At 62.9% G+C, this 18,808-nt stretch carries 16 protein-coding genes; 1 reads left to right on the forward strand and 15 read right to left on the reverse strand.

Translation table 11 applies throughout. The annotated features are described in order from the left end of the window. The first annotated feature begins 62 nt into the window (after positions 1–62). Positions 63–977: a LysR family transcriptional regulator gene (locus AB4O40_RS15745; protein ID WP_046039288.1), complete on the forward strand. Its 915-nt coding sequence runs from the start codon at positions 63–65 to the stop codon at positions 975–977. Positions 978–1,135: 158 nt separating this feature from the next. Here AB4O40_RS15745 and madM read toward each other — a convergent pair whose 3' ends face one another. The 15 genes from madM to pilG form a co-directional block, all read right to left on the reverse strand. After that, positions 1,136–1,900: a malonate transporter subunit MadM gene (gene madM / locus AB4O40_RS15750; RefSeq protein WP_056726513.1), complete on the reverse strand. Its 765-nt coding sequence runs from the start codon at positions 1,898–1,900 to the stop codon at positions 1,136–1,138. A gap of 1 nt (position 1,901) precedes the next feature. Then, entirely contained in the window at positions 1,902–2,318 is a 417-nt protein-coding gene (gene madL, locus AB4O40_RS15755) for a malonate transporter subunit MadL (RefSeq protein ID WP_056726512.1), read from the reverse strand. A gap of 65 nt (positions 2,319–2,383) precedes the next feature. Then, a complete protein-coding gene (gene mdcH / locus AB4O40_RS15760) occupies positions 2,384–3,295 on the reverse strand; it encodes a malonate decarboxylase subunit epsilon (protein ID WP_056726511.1) in 912 nt (303 codons plus the stop codon). Beyond that, entirely contained in the window at positions 3,292–3,912 is a 621-nt protein-coding gene (locus AB4O40_RS15765; protein WP_056726510.1) for a malonate decarboxylase holo-ACP synthase, read from the reverse strand. The genes mdcH and AB4O40_RS15765 overlap by 4 nt, the downstream gene beginning before the upstream one ends. Continuing rightward, on the reverse strand, positions 3,906–4,709 hold the full coding sequence (mdcE, locus tag AB4O40_RS15770; RefSeq protein WP_056726509.1) for a biotin-independent malonate decarboxylase subunit gamma: 804 nt from the start codon (positions 4,707–4,709) through the stop codon (positions 3,906–3,908). Before mdcE ends, AB4O40_RS15765 begins: the two co-directional genes overlap by 7 nt. Next, positions 4,706–5,557, reverse strand: coding sequence for a biotin-independent malonate decarboxylase subunit beta (locus AB4O40_RS15775; RefSeq protein WP_460160106.1), 852 nt, complete (start codon positions 5,555–5,557; stop codon positions 4,706–4,708). The genes mdcE and AB4O40_RS15775 overlap by 4 nt, the downstream gene beginning before the upstream one ends. Continuing rightward, entirely contained in the window at positions 5,550–5,849 is a 300-nt protein-coding gene (locus tag AB4O40_RS15780) for a malonate decarboxylase subunit delta (RefSeq protein ID WP_056726507.1), read from the reverse strand. The genes AB4O40_RS15775 and AB4O40_RS15780 overlap by 8 nt, the downstream gene beginning before the upstream one ends. After that, a complete protein-coding gene (locus AB4O40_RS15785; RefSeq protein ID WP_056726506.1) occupies positions 5,849–6,724 on the reverse strand; it encodes a triphosphoribosyl-dephospho-CoA synthase in 876 nt (291 codons plus the stop codon). The genes AB4O40_RS15780 and AB4O40_RS15785 overlap by 1 nt, the downstream gene beginning before the upstream one ends. After that, entirely contained in the window at positions 6,724–8,394 is a 1,671-nt protein-coding gene (gene mdcA / locus AB4O40_RS15790; RefSeq protein ID WP_056726505.1) for a malonate decarboxylase subunit alpha, read from the reverse strand. Before mdcA ends, AB4O40_RS15785 begins: the two co-directional genes overlap by 1 nt. A gap of 232 nt (positions 8,395–8,626) precedes the next feature. Continuing rightward, positions 8,627–9,088 (reverse strand): chemotaxis protein CheW, encoded by a 462-nt coding sequence (locus tag AB4O40_RS15795; RefSeq protein ID WP_056726504.1) that lies wholly within the window; start codon positions 9,086–9,088, stop codon positions 8,627–8,629. Further along, positions 9,081–14,987 carry an Hpt domain-containing protein gene (locus tag AB4O40_RS15800; RefSeq protein WP_460053873.1) on the reverse strand — a complete coding sequence of 1,969 codons (5,907 nt, stop codon included), beginning with the start codon at positions 14,985–14,987 and terminating at the stop codon, positions 9,081–9,083. The genes AB4O40_RS15795 and AB4O40_RS15800 overlap by 8 nt, the downstream gene beginning before the upstream one ends. A gap of 37 nt (positions 14,988–15,024) precedes the next feature. Further along, entirely contained in the window at positions 15,025–17,085 is a 2,061-nt protein-coding gene (locus AB4O40_RS15805; protein WP_056726502.1) for a methyl-accepting chemotaxis protein, read from the reverse strand. 168 nt (positions 17,086–17,253) lie between these two features. Continuing rightward, on the reverse strand, positions 17,254–17,793 hold the full coding sequence (locus AB4O40_RS15810) for a chemotaxis protein CheW (protein ID WP_056726501.1): 540 nt from the start codon (positions 17,791–17,793) through the stop codon (positions 17,254–17,256). 10 nt (positions 17,794–17,803) lie between these two features. After that, entirely contained in the window at positions 17,804–18,169 is a 366-nt protein-coding gene (gene pilH / locus AB4O40_RS15815) for a twitching motility response regulator PilH (RefSeq protein ID WP_007897961.1), read from the reverse strand. A 57-nt stretch (positions 18,170–18,226) separates the two neighbouring features. Continuing rightward, positions 18,227–18,631 carry a twitching motility response regulator PilG gene (gene pilG / locus AB4O40_RS15820; protein WP_007987791.1) on the reverse strand — a complete coding sequence of 135 codons (405 nt, stop codon included), beginning with the start codon at positions 18,629–18,631 and terminating at the stop codon, positions 18,227–18,229. Between the last annotated feature and the right edge of the window lie 177 nt (positions 18,632–18,808).

Here is an 18,808-nt window from a genome sequence, read left to right on the forward strand (position 1 = left end):
TTCTGTACGACGGGCCCGGCGTAATTGGGCACAATCGAGTCATTCCAAAAAGAGTCCGCCCCATGTTGATCGATGAAGAGTTGACCCTTAAAAAACTCGAGGTGTTCCTGGCCTTCATGCGCACCGGCAACCTGGCGCGGGCCGCGGCCGAGTTGCAGACCAGCAACGTCAGCGTGCATCGGGCGATCCATTCCCTGGAAAGCGCCCTGCGCTGTCCTTTGTTCAAGCACGAAGGCCGCAGCCTGACGCCGCTGGAAAGCGCATATGTGCTGGAAGAGCGAGCGCAGAAGCTGATTCAGGATGTCGTCGAAAGCGTGCGCCTGACCCGCGAAGCCGCCGGATTCTCGGCCGAGCGTTTCAAACTCGGCTCGCTGTACTCACTGACGGTGAAGACCGTGCCACAGCTGATCATGGGTTTGAAGATCCGCCGCAGCGAGCTCAACATCGACCTGATTCTGGGTTCCAACATCGACCTGCTCTACAAGCTCAAGAACATGGAAGTCGATGCGGCCCTGGTGTCCCTGGACGAGAGTGTCAACGATCCGGATTGCGAGCAGATTCCGCTGTTTTCCGACGATATTTTCCTCGCCACACCCGCCGATTCCAAGTTTGCCCAGCGCACCGAAGTCGACCTGGCCGAGGTCCGCGACGAAACTTTCATCACCCTGACCCAAGGCTTCGCCACCCATCAGGACGGCAAGCGGGTATTCGAGCAGGCAGGGTTCGAGCCGAAGGTGGCGATGCAGGTCAACGACATCTTCACCCTGCTGAGCATGGTCAGTTCAGGTGTGGGTTATGCGTTGCTGCCGGGGCGGATTGCGGCGGTGTACGAGAACCGGGTGAAGCTGATCCCGTTGCAGGAAAAGTACCGGTTGCAGCAGCACATTGGCGTGGTGTTCCTGAAGGCCAAGGAGCGTGATCCGAATCTGCTGGCGTTGCTGGCGGAGTGTCGGATGTATGCCAATCGGCAGGTCTGACGGAGCCCTTGTGGCGAGGGAGCTTGCTCCCGTTCGGGTGCGAAGCGCCCGCAAAATCAGGCCACCGGATTTACCTGACTCATCTCGGTGGTAGATTTCAGGGCTGCTACGCAGCCCAGCGGGAGCAAGCTCCCACGCCACAAACAGCAGTCACTGGACTACCCAACAATCCCGCGAACAATGAAGTACAACAGCGAAGGCCCGAGCAAGCAGCCAAGCCCGGTGTGGAAGGTCGCAGTCAACGCGCCATAAGGCACCAGACGCCGATCCGTCGCCGCCAAGCCGGCGGTGACGCCACTGACCGTCCCGGCCAGCCCGCCGAACACCATCGCCGAGCGCGGGTTGTCCAGGCCCATCCAGCGCGCCGCCATCGGCGTGCCGACCATCACCAGAATCGCCTTGATCAGACCCGTGGCAATCGACAGCGCCACCACATCGGAACTGGCGCCAATCGCAGCTCCCGTCACCGGGCCGACGATGTAGGTCACCGCACCGGCGCCGATGGTGGTCATGCTCACCGCATCGCGGTAACCGAAGACCCAGGCCATGCACGCGCCGACAATAAACGGCAGTACGGTGCCCAGCAGCAGCGCAATCACACCGATCAACCCGGCCTTTTTCGCTTCGGTGGCTTGCACCTCGAATGCCGTGGCGACGATGGCGAAGTCCCGCAGCATGGCGCCGCCCATCAGCCCGATACCGGAAAACAGTGTCAGGTCCGCCAGGCCTTTTTGCCCGCCGGTCATCGTGCCGCCGACCCAGGCCAGTACCAGGCCAATGACGATGGCAATCGCCGAGCCGTGGATACGCCCGAAGGTCAGGCGCTTGGAGATCAGCACTGACACCCACATGATCACGCCGACGAAGGCGAATGCGGTGACCAGACCGTTGTGCTCCAGACCGCTCTTGATGAGATCCCACATATCAGCGACCTCCTGCCGGTGCGCCAACCGGTGTTACATCCACCGGTTCATCGGGCAAGGGTTCGCCTTTGTGGGTCCGGCTGATCAGGGCAATGGTGCAGCCGCAGATCACCACCGAACCGATCGCCGCCAACACCGCCACCGGACCGCCATGCAGCGCCGTGACCACGTTTTGTTGCGCGGCCATCGCCACCACCACCGGGATATACATGGCGCCCCAGAAGCCGACGCCCAGCTCGCAATCCTTGGTCATGCCGCCACGCCTGTGCATCCACAACCGTGCGCAGATCAGCAGGATCATCGCGATCCCGACTCCGCCGACGTTTGACTTCACTCCCAGCAACACACCGAGCATGTCACCCATGATCACCCCTGCCAGCGTACAGATCGCCAACAGCGCCACACCGTAAATAATCATTGTTGTAGTCCTCAAAGTGCATTTCGAATGTTGTTTTTGTTGTTCGAAGCCTTAAGTCGGGTGATTTAAGAGTGGCGGCCTTCCTCCTCTCGCATCAGCGCCTGCAAGGTATCGAGCCGGGCACCGTCGAAGGCAATCACGGTACCCTGCTCGAACACCCGGCGCGCCAGTCCGGTCAGCACCGCACCGGGCGGCAGTTCGATCTGTAGACGTACACCACGCTCGTAGGCGCCTTGTACCGTGCCGCGCCAATCGACGATGCGGCACATATTGAAGGCCAGGTCGTCACGCAAGGCTTCAGGCTTGATCAGCGGGCGCGCGCGACTGCCGCTCAGGTAACCGATCTTCGGGGTTTGCAGCGGCACCTTGGCGAAGGCTTCGGCCAACCGTTGCGCGGGCACCTCAAGCAATGGGCAGTGGGACGGCACGCTCACTGCCAGACGCTTGGCCAGGCCAGCCCCGCAACCTTTCGCCAACTCGGCCACTGCTTTCATCGCCGTGTCGCTACCGGCAATCACCACCTGGTTATCGGCGTTGATATTGGCCAGATAAACCGGCATTTGCGCGCTGTGCACCCGGGCCAGCAATCCTTCCACCGTGGCCAGGTCCAGACCGATGATCGCGGTCATACCGTAGCCCTGCGGATAAGCCTGCTGCATCAGCTCACCGCGCAGGCTGACCAGATGCAACGCATCGCTGAACCCCAGGGCACCGGCCACCACCGCTGCCGGGTAAGCACCGATCGACAAGCCGGCCACGTAGTCCGGGGTCAAGCCCAACTGGCGTGAAGCGGCGACACCAGCGATCAGCAGGCAAAGCTGCACCGCCCTCGTCGACTGCAACGCCTCGGCAGAGTCCAGCTGCGTCACATCCTCACCGAGCAGGTCGCTCGCCTCGTTCAATGTTTCCCGAGGCAAACGCGCGAGCATTCCGGGTTGTTGCGCGCCCTGGCCGGGGAACACCAGCAAGCTGCTCATGCTGCTTGCTCCTGTGGATTCCACGGATCAGTCACCAGGCTGGCCTGAGTGGCACTTTTCAGCAGGACCCGCGACGAAGCGCCGGCCCATTCGCGCAAGGCAACGGCGCCCGACGGTGTCTGCAATTGCAAGTCCACGCGGCACACGGCTGCATCGAGAACAGCCACCAACGCCCGGGCATCGACACGACTCAACGGACGTGGCGTACGCAGGATCAGATCGAGATCGCTGCCCTCGTGCAAGGCGGCAAATCCACTGGCCAACTCGAACCCGGCGCTGCCGCTGACACCCCAGACCCAACCGCTGTCATCGAGGTGCGAGCGCAGTTGCGCCAAGGCCCGCAGCGCCGGGAAATCGCGCTGGCCTTGAACATGGCACAGCTCTTGCGGCCGCACCCGCCGCGTGATGGCAGCGACTTCCATCACCGCCGCAAATCGCTGTTCGCGCAACGGCCCGCGCACGCCCACCGCCACCTGCCCCGCCTCACTCAAGGCGCGACGGACCACCACCGGCTGGCCGGCACTGATCGACTCGATCACCCAGGCAGGCGCATCCGCCGGCAACTGCCGTGGGGTCATGCCCCACAGCAGGTCGTGAGCCAAGAGCGTGCTCACCACTGCGCTCTCAGCAATTGGCGAACCTTGCTCGACGCCGCCCGATTGGCCGCCCCCAGGCGACCGCCCAGATCACGGCCAGTGGCGGCCACATCGCCAATCGCCAGATGCAGGCACTCGGTCACCCGCGCCAGATCCGCCGCCGTCGGCTGCTCAATCTGCTCCACCGTCAAGGTTTCCCACAGCAGCCCGAGGCTGGCATAACTGTCGATGTCATAGGCCATCGGCGGCACGCTGGCCGCCAGGGCTTCGAGTTCTTCGACGCTGCGCAAGGTTACCCGCGCCGCCGACGCCTTGCCCATGGCATGCACCATCACCCCCGGATCGCGCAGGGCGATCAAGCGGCTGGCCTGATAGCCGTGGGCCAGAAACGCCCCGGACATCGCCTTGCCCACCAGCAAGCCGATCACCGCATGACCGGCCAGACGGGCACGGGCATAACTGTCCGCCGCAGCGGCCAGCGCCTGATGAATGCCGAGGGCTTCTTCGCGTCGACCGTAAGCCTGGCTCGGCACGTCGACGATGGCGATCAGGGCACGTTTTTGTGCCTTGTCCTGATCGGCGGCGATGACTTCATCCACAGCCTTGGCCAGGCCCCAGCCTTCGAGCAAGCCAACCTCGCCGTTGCGGGCACGGACGAAGCGGTTTTCCGGGTCGGCCACCACCGCGATGAAACGCACAGGTTGATCGCCCAGCGAACCGTCGGCGACCTTCAGCGAAGCCGGCAAACCCTCGACCGCTTTCGCCCCGGCACTCAAGGCATTGAACCAGTTCAAGCCTCGCAGGGAATACGAACTCATGGGCGTTCTCCTTGGTACAGATCGCGAACCACAGATGGCTCGATTTGCGGCTCGGCATCCAGACGCGCCAGGCGTTGCAGGAACAACTCCGCCTGACGGCTGCGCGGTTGTTCAGGCAAACCTTGCTGGAGCAACTCGCCGACTTGCTGGCGGATCTGCGCCACGTCGTCGGCAACATAGCGATCCACCAGGCCACTGGCAAAGCGCTGCTCACCACCGGTCAGGCTCCAGATGAAGGGCCGGTCGCGGGAGTCGTACTCCTCGAGTCCGGCTTCCTGTTCGATCACCTGTGGACCGTTCAGGCCCAGTCGCGCCTCCCGGGTCACCAACAGATAGCTGCACAACCCGGCGGCAATCGACATGCCGCCAAAGCAACCGACGCTGCCCGCCACCACCCCGACCACGGGTTGGTACTGCTGCAAATCGACAATCGCCGCGTGGATGTCGGCAATGGCCGCCAGGCCGAGGTTGGCTTCCTGCAAGCGCACGCCGCCGGTTTCCAGCAGCAGCACGGCGCGGGTCGGGATGCCGTTGCGGTTGTCTTCGGCGGCCAGTTCCAGTGCGCCGGCAATTTTTGCTCCGCCGACTTCACCGAGGCTGCCGCCCTGGAACGCCCCTTCGATGGCTGCGATCACCACCGGCAAACCATCGAGATTGCCCTTGGCGATCACCACGCCGTCGTCGGCTTGCGGCACCACGCCCTGGCGCGATAGCCACGGCGACATGATCCGTTGAAAGGGGTCGAGCAATTCACGGAAGGTGCCGGCGTCGAGCAGGGCCCCGGTCCGTTGCCGGGCACCGAGTTCGACGAAGCTGTGCTTGTTGAGCAGGGATGCGCTGTCAGTCATGGCCGATCTCCTCGAAACCCTGTTCCAGGCGCAGGCGCACCACGCCGGGTGTCGCGCCGAAATCGTGGATGTCGATATCCATGGCCGGTGGCGTCTGGCCGTCGAACATCCGTGCGAACAGATGCTGCCAGCGTTGTTCGCTGCCATTGACCGAGGTCTGCACATTGATCGTCAGCTTGCCGGCCTGGCCCGGTTCGATCAGTACTTCCAGATCGCCAGAGCCGACACAGCCCACCAGAGTACGACCGCGTGACGGCTGCCCGGCGGGGAATTCAAAGGATAAGGTTTCCATCAAAACACTTCCTGGATAAGGCCGTCGCCAGACGCGATACGGTCGATGAACAGGCAGGCTGCGAGCAGGTCGGCAGCGCCGCCGGGCGAGGCATTCAACGCGATGAGTTGTTGGTCCAGCTCGTGCAGGCGGCGACGTCCGCCGAGGCTGGCACTGCCACCGGCATCGAGCACCGCCCGGGCGCCCAGTTGCATGCTGTTCAAGCCTTCTTCACCGGCGCGATAAAGCACGCAGGTGTCGGCCAGATCGGTCATGATCGCCAGCAGCGCATCGAGCCGGGCGTTCTGTTCGCCATGACCGGCGGCGCGGCTGCGCAGCAGTTGTGGCAGAGCACGTTGAGTCACCGCAGGAAAACCCAGCTGCGCTTCTTCACGGGCGCCGCGAGCGCCGTAGCGTTGGGCGACTTGCGCACCGTGACTGAGCGGACGTGGTGCAAAACGGTCGTCGAGCAAGGCCAACCTCGCAGCACGTAACGCCACGCTATTGGCGCTGCAGGATTGAGGTTCCAGTGCAGCGGCAGTGATCAACAAGCCCAAGGCCCAGATTGCCCCGCGATGGGTGTTCACCCCGCCGGTAGTGTCGAGCATGACTTGCTCACCTTCGCGACCGATGCGGCCCACGGCTTCGCGCAGGGGCAAGCCGATTTCGCCGAGCTCGATGGCGGCTTCAGCCATTTCTTTAAAGGCCGGCCACAAAGACAGCGCTGAAGCGTGCATCAGCCCCAGGTGCAAATCGGTGTGGGCGCCATTGCCGCGACGGTCGACCAGTGCCGGCTTTGGCGACAGATCAGCCTCGTCGATCAGCGCGTCCACTGCCAGGTCCGCCAGCCGTTCGGCCAGGCTCAGGCTTTTGGGTTGCAGGTTAAGTGCGTGCATTACCAGCTCCTGAACTTGGCGGGCGGGTTGTAGAGGCCACCGGACCATTCCACCAGATCGGCCACGCTTTTCGCCGCGAGCAGTTCGCGGGTGGCATCGGTGCGGCGGATGCCGAGGTCTTCGGGCAAGGCGATCAGCCCTTCGCGGCGCATGCGTGCGGTGTCTTTGGGGTTGTGGCGCAGGCCGATGGCGGTCACCCCGGCGACGGCGGCGATCATCGCCTGGCGTTCTTCCAGCGAGCGCGCCTTGTACAGGTAGGCGATGCCTTCTTCGGTCAACAGGTGGGTCACGTCGTCACCGTAGACCATGATCGGCGCCAGTGGCATGCCGCTCTTCTTCGCCACATCGACCGCATCGAGGGTTTCAACGAAAGTCGGTTTGCCGCCCTCCTGGAAGGTTTCGACCATCTGCACCACGAGCTTTTTGCCGCGCTCAAGCATCGGCTCTGCCACGTCGGTGTTGCGCATGTCGAGCCAGGCCGGTGTGCTGTGACGACGACCGCGCGGGTCGTGACCCATGTTCGGTGCCCCGCCGAAACCGGCCAGACGCCCGCGGGTCACGGTGGAAGAATGCCCGTCGCCATCGACTTGCAAAGTCGCGCCGATGAACAGGTCCACGGCGTATTGCCCGGCCAGTTGGCTGAACATCCGATTGGAACGCAGGGAGCCGTCGCGCCCGGTAAAGAACACATCCGGCCGCGCCGCAATGTAGTTCTCCATCCCCAGTTCGGTGCCGAAGCAATGCACGCTTTCCACCCAACCACTTTCGATGGCGGGAATCAGGGTCGGGTGCGGGTTGAGGGTCCAGTTGCGGCAGATCTTGCCTTTGAGGCCGAGGGACTCGCCATAGGTCGGCAGGATCAGTTCGATGGCGGCCGTGTTGAAACCGATGCCGTGATTGAGCGACTGCACGTTGTGTTTTTCGTAGATCCCGCGGATCGCCATCATCGCCATCAGCACGTGCACGGGCTTGATGTGCCGAGGGTCGCGGGTGAACAGCGGTTCGATATAGAACGGCTTGTCGGCCACCACCACGAAGTCGACCCAGGAGGCGGGAATGTCGACGCGTGGCAAGTCGCTGACGTCGTCCACCAACTGGTTGACCTGGACGATGACGATGCCGTCGCTGAAGGCCGCCGGCTCGATCAGTGCCGGGGTGTCTTCAGTGCTGGGGCCGGTGTAGATGTTGCCGGCGCGGTCGGCCATGAACCCGGCCGAAAGTACGACATTGGGGATCAGGTCCACCACCAGCCGTGCGTAGAGTTCGATGTAGGTGTGGATCGCGCCGACTTCCAGCAGGCCGTCTTCAAGCAACTGACTGATGCGCAGGCTCTGGGTGCCGGCGAAAGAGAAGTCGAGCTTGCGGGCGATGCCGCGTTCGAACAGGTCCAGGTGCTCGGAGCGTCCGACGCTGGGCATGATCATGTGCAAGTCATGCAGCTTCGCGGGGTCGGCCTTGGCCAGGGATCGCGAAAGGAAATCCGCCTGCTTCTGATTGTTGCCTTCGAGCACCACGCGGTCGCCGGGCAGGATCAGCGCTTCAAGCGCCGCGACGATGTTGTCGGTGGGCAACACCACACCGTCGGCAAGACCTCGCACCAGCTCGAGGCGCCGCTGCTTTTCGCTGCGCCGCCGCGTCCATCGCGAGTCGGGGGATATTGTTGTTGTCATGACCACTCCACGGGTTCGCTGTCGTGGAGCTACCTTAGGAGTGTTGGGCGCAGCGTATCAATCAAGCAGAGTGGTGGATCGTTACGCTCAGGTTAATGATCGAGATCTGCGTCGTTCATGCGGGCCTCTTCGCGAGCAAGCCCGCTCCCACAGGGTTTTGTGTTCACCACAGATCAACTGTGGGAGCGGGCTTGCTCGCGAAGGCGTCAGTCAGATCATCGCAGAATCGGGATCAGTTGATTAACCCGGCATCCACCAACAACGTCTCCAGCGCCAACAAATCCGGCACCTTGGCCACCTGCTCGCCCACCTGCACCGCCGCTTGTTCCAGCGCACACAACGGCACATCCACGTAACTCAACTGGCTATCGAGCTTGCAGGAGCGCGGAATCCCCTGCACCAACAGCGCAATGAATTTCAGCTCGGGACGCCCGCCGAGGGCGTTGAGAATGACGATCCGCGCGCGTTCGCCAATGACGATTTTCTGCGCGCATGCCGACTCGAAACTCAGCAGCGGAATCTGCCGGTCGCGCCACGTCACCAGGCCCAGGTACCACGGCGGCGTGTCGAGGTCGAAGGTCCCCGGCTGCTGGTAATCGATCAGCTCGGCAACGGCGACATTGGGCAGGATCAGGTTGCGGTCGGCCAACGGCAGCAGCAGGCCGGTGAGGTTACTGGTGCGGTGCTCAAGCATGGGTCTTGCTCCACAAGGCGATGCTTTCGAGCAGCACCGATTCCTGGTACGGCTTGCCCAGGTAGTCGTTGACGCCGATGGCCATGGCGCGGTCGCGGTGTTTCTGCCCGGTGCGGGAGGTGATCATGATGATCGGCAGGTGTTGCAGGCGCTCGTCGTTGCGCACCTGGGTCGCGACTTCGAAGCCATCCATGCGCGGCATCTCGATGTCCAGCAGCATCAGGTCGGGCATGTGCTCTTCCAGCAGCAGCATGGCGTCGACCCCGTCCTTGGCGGTCAGCACATTCATGCCATGGCGTTCGAGCAAGCGGCTGGTGACCTTGCGCACGGTGACCGAGTCGTCGACTACCATCACCAGCAGCGGGCGCTGCGGTTCGGCCTCGATCTCTTGCCCCGGCGAACGCTGGGGGACACGGGCCTGCATGGCGCGGATCGGCGCCAGCAAATCCAGAATCAGCACCACCCGGCCGTCGCCGAGAATCGTCGCACCGGATACCCCTTGTACCGCCGCAAACTGCGGCCCCAGGCTCTTGACCACGATTTCGCGAGTGCCGGCCATGGCGTCCACCAGCACCGCAATGTGCCGTTCGTTGCATTGCACCAGCAACACCGGCAATGGCAGGCTCTGGCCCAAGAGTTTCGGGCGCTGGCTGGTTTTCAACAGCTCGCCCAGGTAGCACAGCTCGTAACGTTGTCCGGCGTATTCGTAGGTCGGTGAATCGAAACGAAAATACCCTTCGAGTTCATTGGGCAGGACACGCACGATGCCGTCGATGGTATTGAGCGGGATCGCGTATTGGTCCTCACCGCACTGCACCATCAACGCCCGGTTGACCGATACGGTAAACGGCAGGCGAATGCAGAAATGCACGCCCTGCCCGGGCACCGAGTCGATGCTCATGGTGCCGCCCAGTTGCCGCACCTCTTCGTGCACCACGTCCATGCCGACGCCGCGCCCGGAGATCTGGGTGATTTTTTCGGCGGTGGAAAACCCCGGTTGCAGGATGAACTGCAACACGTCGTGATCACTGATGATGCTGTCCGGGGCGAGCAAGCCGCGCTTGATCGCCTTGCGCCGCACCGCGTCCAGCGGCACACCGGCGCCGTCGTCGCGGATGTCGAAAATGATGTCGCCGCCTTCGCGCAGCAGATCGAGGGAGATCTTGCCCTTGGCCGGTTTCCCTGCCGCCAGCCGCGCTTCGACGGACTCCAGGCCATGGTCGACGGCGTTGCGCAGCATGTGTTCCAGCGGCGCGGCCATGCGCTCGAGAACGTTGCGATCCATCTCGCCTTCGGCGTTGTCGACGATGAAGTCCACGTCCTTGCCCAGTTCGCTGGACACCTGCCGGACGATGCGCTGCAAACGCGGGAGCATGCGTTCGAACGGCACCATGCGCGTGCGCATCAGGCCTTCCTGCAATTCGGTGTTGATGCGGCCCTGCTGTTGCAGCAGGTTTTCCGTGTCGTGATTGCGTCGCTCGAGGGTTTCCTTGAGGTCGAGCAAGTCAGAGGCCGACTCGAACAGCGCCCGGGACAGCTGCTGCAACTGTGAGTGGCGGTCCATTTCCAGCGGGTCGAATTCCTCGTAGCCCAAGCGTTCGGCGTCGACTTGCTGGCGGCTGAGGATCCGCCCCTGGGTCTCGGTATCGAGGCGGCGCAACTGGTCGCGCATCCGCTCGATGGTGGTCTCCATCTCATTCAGGGCGATGTGCGCATCGTTGACCTGCTGTTCGATCCGGCCACGGAAGATCGAGGTCTCACCGGCCAGGTTGACCAGATCGTCGAGCAGTTCCGCCGAGACCTTGACCATGTCGGCGCCGGCATCGGGCGGCGGCGCCAGCGGCTCGGCCTTGGCCTTGGCCGGCGGCGCAACCGGCGCGGGCGATTCCGGCACGGCCGGGTGGCTGAAGTTCTTGATTGCATCGATCAAGCGGTCGGCCGGCGGCATCGGCTCACCGGCGCGGGCCGCATCGAGCATCTGCGCCAGACGGTCATGGCTGCGCTGCAACAGCGCGAACAAGGGTTCAGTCGGTTGCAGCACGCCAGTGGACAGGCCTTCGTAGAGGAACTCCAGTTCATGGGCCAGATCGCCAATCGCGGCGATTTCCACCATGCGCGCACCACCCTTGAGGGTGTGCAGGTCCCGCAGCAGGGTTTCCACTTCCTGGCGACTCGAAGGCTGGGCCTGCCAGCGCGCCAGCGCCGCCCCCGAGCTTTCGATGATGTCGAAACCTTCCTCAAGGAAGATCTCCAGCAATTCCGGATCGTGCGCAGTCGAGTCGTTGCCGGTCGCCTGCCGGGCCCCCTCGGCGACACCTGCATGCCCTTGACGGTAGGCGCGAATGGCTTCGATCAGCTCACGGGAATTGTCCAGCGGCTGGTTGAGCTGCAACTGTTCGAGGTACAACGCCAGTCGCTCATGGCACTGTTTGAGCAGCACCGCCAGTGAATCGCTGAAGGCATAACGACGATCCACCAGGCCCTGGTAAAGGCTTTCCAATTCATGGGCCAGATCGCCGACCGGCCCGATCTCGGCCATGCGCGCGCCGCCTTCGAGGGTGTGCAGATCCCGTTGCAGGGACGACAGCGGCGCGGCGTTGTCCGAGTCGCGTAACCAGCGCTGCAAGGCCTGACCGGCGCTCTCGAGGATATCCACCGCTTCTTCAAGGAAGATCGCGACGATCTCATCGTCCACCCCCGGCGCCGTCGCACGCTGCTCAAGCTCGGCGGTGGCCGTACCCAATTCACGGATGCTCAGGCTGCGGCTGCCATCGCTGCGGATCAGGCCCACGGCCGACGGGTCAAGGCTCTCGTCGAGCAGTTCGCGCAAGGCCCTGATCCGTTGCGGTTGGGGGCTGACTTCCTGGCCCGCGGCCAACTCGTCGAGCATGTTGATCAGCGCTTCGTGGGCAGCCTGTGCCTCCTGGAAAAACCGCTCGCTGACCGCCAGGCTGCTTTCTTCCACGGCGCCGTACAGATCGAGCAACGCTTCGCACAGTTCATCCACCGGGTGCAGGTCGGCCAGATGGGCGCCTTCGCCAAGGGTGGTCAATTCGTCCAGCAGAGCGCTGAGTTCCTGACGTTCGCCGGGATGTTGCTGCCAACGCTGCAGCAGGCTTTCGGCGTCCAGCAGGATGTCCATGCCCTGGGCGAGGAAGTTGTTGATCAGTTGCGGGTCGCGCTTGATCCGCAGCCCGGTGTTTGGTGTGCTCAGGAGGCTTTCCAGGCGCTCGGCCAGCAGCGCCCTGGCGCGCTCGTTCAAACCCCGGGCACCGGGAATTTCCGCCAGCGGATCTGTCTTGAGCTGGCGCAAGCCGAGGCGAAACAGCCCTTCAGCTTCCAGCAGCAATTCGACTTCATCCAGATCCAGCGCGAGCAGGTGCGCCTTGTATTCCCGGGCCAGTTGATCCAGCGGTGCGGCCAGTTCGGCAATCGGCAACACGCCGGCCATGTAGGCACTGCCCTTGAGGGTGTGCAAGGCGCGCTGCAATTCGTCGCTGGCCTGCAACGGTACATGTTCGGCGGCCTGATCAAGGAAGCGATTGAGGCTGCCCAGATGGGTTTCGGCCTCTTTGCGAAAGATCTCCAGCAATAGCGGATCGAGGGCCGCGACATCTTGCGTATCCTCATCGGACACGGGTTCATTGCCCTTGGCCAGGGCATGGGCGCGGGCGGCCAGCTGATCGACATCGTTGCGCTGGCGCTGGGCATTGGCGGCGTATTCGGCCACCAGCTCCGGCAGCAGATGCAGCACATCGCCGATCAGTTGCTGCACCTTGGCACCCGGCTCCACGCTGCTTTCCAGTACCCGGTTGAGCAGGTTTTCCACAGCCCAGGCCAGCTCACCCAGCACCAGGGCACGCACCATGCGACCACTGCCCTTGAGGGTGTGGAAAGCGCGGCGCAGTTCGCTCAGGGCCGAGCGGTTGTCAGGGTTGGCCGACCAGCGCGGCAAGTACTCGCGCAGGATTTCCAGGACTTCGTCGGTTTCTTCGAGGAACACTTCGCGCAGTTCCTCGTCCACCGGCACTTCGCCCGAGGGCGGCGGCAGCAGGCTGCCGGGGGTGTTCTGCGCGGGCGGGTTCAGGCTCGAAACCGGGCTGGCGAGCACATCGGCCAGGGTCTGGACGACCTGAGGATCATCCAGCTCCTGCATCATCTGCATGACCTGCGCATCGCTCGGGTTGAGCACATCATCCAGCACGGGTACGTGTTGCTCACTAGGGAAAAAACCGAGGCTCGCCAGGCTTTTTTCCGCGACATCGAGCAGGTTTTCGCCCTGGGCCTGCGGGTCATCGCTGAGGCGCTCAAGGTAGTACTCGATGCTGGTGATCACGTCGGCCAGGCTGTCCAGTTCCTGCCAGCCCGGTTGGCCCGGCTCGAGCAACAGGTGCTCGCGGATAAAGTGATTGCAGGTTTCCACCAGGCTCGCCGCCCGGCTCAAGGGAATCATCGCCAGCGCCCCGCGCACCTGGGTCAGCAAGGCCGGCAACGCCTGCAAGTGCTGGCGGTCCCAATCGGCGTCGATATAGTCGACGATCATGTCCTTGGCCTGCTGCAAACAGATGCGGGCCTCCTTGATCACGATCTGATGGATCTGCGTCAGATCGGTGGTCGGCAGGCGGTTGTCGTCCTGGCTCTCCGGCTCAACGGTTCCGACCATGCCGGCCAGCGTCGCTTCGACGTACAACAAGGCCCCGGCAACGTCCATGAGGATCGCATCGTTGGGTTCGCGCTGGCCCTGAGCGAGGCTGAGCACCACCGCCAGTTGATCGATGATCACCTTGCGCGGTTGGCCGAAACCCAGCACCGCCAGGGTGTCGGCGATTTGCCGCAGCGGCGCCAGCAGGCTGTCGAGGTCGGAGGTGTGCTGGCGGTCACTGCGCACGAACAGGTCCAGGCGCTCCTTGACCCGCACCAGCTCTTCGCACAGTGCAGCCAGCACCGAGCGCATGGCGTCACGGTCGGGACCTGCCAGCCGCGCGCGTTCTTCATCGACCATCGCGCTGTCGGGCAGCGCGTCGTCCAGTGAGTAGCGTTCTTTCATGGTCAGCATCTGCCCGGTGGGATGTTCGGCCTTGGCAATGTAGAACAGCAAACTCTTGAGCAGCTCCGGCGGGGCCGGTTGATTGATGCCGGGCATGCCTTGTTCGAGCAGGCGTTTGAGTTCCTTGTCGGCCTCCTTGAACAGGCTGCGCAAGGCCGGGCTATTGGCGATCGCACCGCCCTGCATGCCTTCGACCAGCGCCGATGCCACCTGCCATAACGGGCTCAGGGGGGCGTCTGCGCACAGTGTTTCGAGGCGGGTGAAGACCTTGGCCAGGTAATCGAGGTTGGTGTCGTTGTCCTGTTCACGCAGGAATCCGACCAGCGCCATTTGCAGCATCTGCCGCAGCTTGCGCAGCACACCGGGCAACTCGGCCGGTTCCAGCTGCGCCAGCGTTTGTGCGTCCAACGCTGGCAACTCGGGCAATTGCGGGCTGAACAGGCTGGTTTCCGACAGCAGGCTTTCGCCCCGGGCGCTGCGCAGGTCGTTGATCAAGGGCAACACCACCAATGGCAGGTCGCGACGCGCGCCTTGCACCCGGTCAAGGTAGATCGGCAGTTGCCCGAGGGCCTGCATCAACAGGTGCAACGCCTCGTCGCGATGGCTGACACGATTGCCTTGCAGGGCCATGGCCAGTTGTTCCATTTCTTCGGCGAGCAACGCCGCGCCGTAGAACTCGACCATCTGCAAACTGCCGTGGACCTGATGGATGCATGCCAGGCAATCATCCAGCGCTTGGGTCGCCTGCGGGTCATCGAGCAGGTTTTCAATCGCGTGATGAGCCTGTTTCAGCGTTTCGGCAATCTCGCCCTTGACCCACTCGAGGGCCACATAGTCGTGCCGATCACCCATAACCACTCCAATCACAATTCAGACACCCATGGGCGGTTCAAGCTTTGTCCACAACCTGCGCCTTGGCATCCGGCAAGGTGAAGCCGGACACCGAACGACGCAATTGACTGGCCATTTTCGCCAGGTTACCGATGCTATCAGCCGTGGCGGTGGAACCCGACGACGTCTGCGAGGTGATCTGCTGGATCACGTTCATCGTCAGGGAGATCTGACCGGCCGACGACGTCTGCTGTTGCGCCGCATTGGAAATACTCTGGATCAACGCCGCAAGTGTCTTGGAGACGCCTTCGATTTCTTCCAGGGCCACACCGGCATCCTGCGCCAGACGAGCGCCACGCACCACTTCGGTCGTCGTTTGCTCCATGGAGATGACCGCTTCGTTGGTATCGGTCTGGATCGCCCGCACCAGGGTTTCGATCTGCCGGGTGGCGGCGGACGAGCGTTCGGCCAGGCGCTGCACTTCATCGGCGACCACAGCGAAACCGCGACCGGCGTCACCGGCCATGGACGCCTGGATGGCCGCGTTGAGGGCCAGGATGTTGGTCTGATCGGCAATATCATCGATCAGGCTGACAATGTCGCCGATTTCCTGTGAGGATTCGCCCAGGCGCTTGATGCGTTTGGCGGTGTCCTGAATCTGTTCGCGAATGTTGTCCATGCCGTGGATGGTGTTGTGCACCACCTCGTTGCCCTTGTTGGCGATTTCCACCGAGCGTTCGGCAACCGCCGAGGATTCCGCCGCGTTGGCCGACACCTGGTCGATGGACTCGGCCATGTCGTTGATCGCCATGGAGGCCTCGGAAATTTGCTGGGCCTGGTGCTCCGACGCCTGGGCCAGGTGCATGGCGGTCGCCTGGGTTTCCTGCACGGCGGCGGCCACCTGGCCGGCGGTGAGGTTGATGGTCGCGACCAGATCGCGCAACTGGTCGACGGAGTAATTGATCGAGTCGGCGATGGTGCCGGTAAAGTCTTCGGTCACCGAGGCCGTCACCGTGAGGTCGCCGTCGGCCAGGTCTTCGATTTCGTCGAGCAGACGCATGATCGCGTTCTGGTTACGCTCGTTTTTCTCGGCGGTTTCACGCAACTGACGATTGGTTTCGCGCACCATCACCATGCCGATCAGGATGATCGAAGCCAGCGCCAACAAGCCCAGCACATAACCGCCAATGGTGTCGGTGGTACGCCCGCCGACCATGTTTTCGAACCCGCTGGCCAGGTGTGAGGCTTCGTCGAGCAGGGTTTGCGACAGACTGAAAATGTTCGAGGCCGATTCGCGGACCTTGAACAGTTCAGGCGAGGTTTCGAGGATCTCGTCCACCGAGCCCGAGACGAACTCGAACAGCTCGGAGATTTCCGCGAGTCGAGCACGGGCGTCGCGGTCTTCGACCTGGCTGACCTTGAGCGCAGGGTCGCCCTGGAGCATGCCGTTGAGCACTTTGCCGAACTGCGTCGCGTCGCGTCCGAACGCATCGGCTGCCTGTTGTGAATTTTCGTCGCCGGCCAACACCGTATTGACCGCGCCGAGGATCCGCTCGGCCAGCAACGACTGACGCTGGGCCATGGCCACCTGGGCCGCCGGGGCGCCCCGTTGCAGGAGAGTCTCGACGACTTTCTCGTACTCGACCTGCAGCTGCGGCACGGTTTCGGCCAGGGTCGCGGCGACCTGATGCAGCGACAGTACGGTTTGCTCGCTGGACAGAATCGCGTCGGTGTTTTTCAGCAGGCGTTCCCAGTCCTGTTGCACCGCGCGCATCTCTGGACGCACAGTGGCGGGCGCCGGCGGCAGGCCGGTGGCCGGGTCGCCCTTCTTCAGATAACCCCAGCGCCGGGCAAAATCGTTGCGCGCATCGCTGAGCAACTTGAACGCGGCCGCCTTGCCGGCGGCGGCTTCGGTGGCGTTCTTGGCGATACGCTGGGACAGCACGCGCAGTTCGCCAGCGTGGCCGATGTACTGTTTGTCGTAGATAGCCTGGGTGTTGAGGTACGCGAAGTTGGCGAACAGCAGCATGATGAAGACGATCAGCGCGATGAACAGCACGATAATCTGCGACCGGCTGCGCGACCCTTCCATTGGCTTGCCTGCTTTTGCTTTTATCATCGGTCCTCGCCTGTTAACCAACTTCTACGCTTACCCGAGACCCTGTGGGAGCGGGCTTGCTCGCGAAAGCGGTAGATCAGCCAATAGCAATGTCGAATGGACTGCCGCCTTCGCGAGCAAGTCGGATCGCCGCACCGCCGCTCCCACATTGGATCTCTGTTGTTCCGGTTACACCGCGACGTTCATGAACCCCTGGGACTGCGTCAACGCAAACGGGCTGAACACCTGCCAGCACTGCTCGCGCTGAAACCGGCCTTTGACGAACGCCGCCACCGGGCCCTTCAACTCGTCCGTCGGCACTGGCTCCAGGCTGTCCTGGGCAAAGTGCTGGAGGCCGAAGACTTCATCGACCAGCAACCCGGCAAACACCTCTTCATGTTCCACCACCAACACCCGCCGCTGCCGGCGCGCCGCCGAAAGCTCGTGCCCGAAGAAACCGCACAAATCCATGACCGGCAACAAACGCCCGCGCAGGTTGGCGACACCCTTGACCCAAGGCTTGACCCCCGGCAACTGAGTGGAGCGCGGCTCGTGCAGGACTTCGCTGACTTCGCTCATGGGCGCGACATACCAGTGTTCGCCCAGGCGAAAACCAATGCCGCTCCAGCTGTCCCGCCGGGCAGGCTGGGACGGCAGGTCCGCCGCCAGCAGACGACAGCGCTGGTCGATTTGCAGCAGCAGTTCGAAAGCCGTCAGCGACTCGTTCATGACCCGACGATCAACCGGCCAGCACGTTATTCAGGGTCTTGATCAGGGTGTCTTCATCGACCGGCTTGGTCAGGTAGTCCTTGGCACCCTGGCGCGTGCCCCAGACCTTGTCGGTTTCCTGATCCTTGGTGGTGATGATGATCACCGGGATGTGCCCGGTTTCCGGGTCCTTGGTCAGTTGGCGGGTGGCCTGGAAGCCGTTGAGGCCGGGCATGACGATGTCCATCAGCACCGCATCGGGCTTTTCCTGGCGGGCCAGGGCCACGCCGTCGGCGCCGTTTTCGGCTTTCAATACTTCATGACCGTGCTTTTCCAGCATGCCGGTCAGTTTGTACATTTCGGTCGGCGAATCATCGACGATCAGAATACGTGCCATGGTTTTCCCCATTCTTGTCGACGCCGGGCCCGATGGCCGAGCGTCACTGTGCGTGTCCTACTGCGGCAAAACGGCGGCGAAGCCAGGAACATGGGCCTGGATCGCATCAAGCAATTCTTCCTTGCTGAACGGCTTGGTCAAAAACTGGTCGGAGCCGACGATGCGCCCCTTGGCCTTGTCAAACAGCCCGTCCTTGGACGACAGCATAATCACAGGCGTGGACTTGAACGCGCTGTTGTTCTTGATCAGGGCGCAGGTCTGATAGCCATCAAGGCGCGGCATCATGATGTCGACAAAGATGATGCCGGGGTGGTTGTCGGCAATCTTGGCCAGGGCATCAAAACCGTCGATGGCCGTGATGACCTCACAACCCACGTTCTTGAGCAGTGTTTCGGCGGTGCGACGGATCGTCTTCGAATCGTCGATCACCATGACCTTCAAGGCGCTGGGGTGCTGTTCCATAAAATGCTCTACCGTCGCCTTTGCGAAACAAATTGTCCGTTTGCCGGTTAACGCGGCTCGAAACCCTTGATGCTCAAGGGCCGGCACGACATGGCAGCCTTTTTAGCACAGTCTCCAGAACCAATCTATCGGACGACCCGCAAGGTGGTTTTTCCTTGACCGGGAACACACTCAGCG

Source organism: Pseudomonas sp. S2_F07 (genome assembly GCF_054668325.1).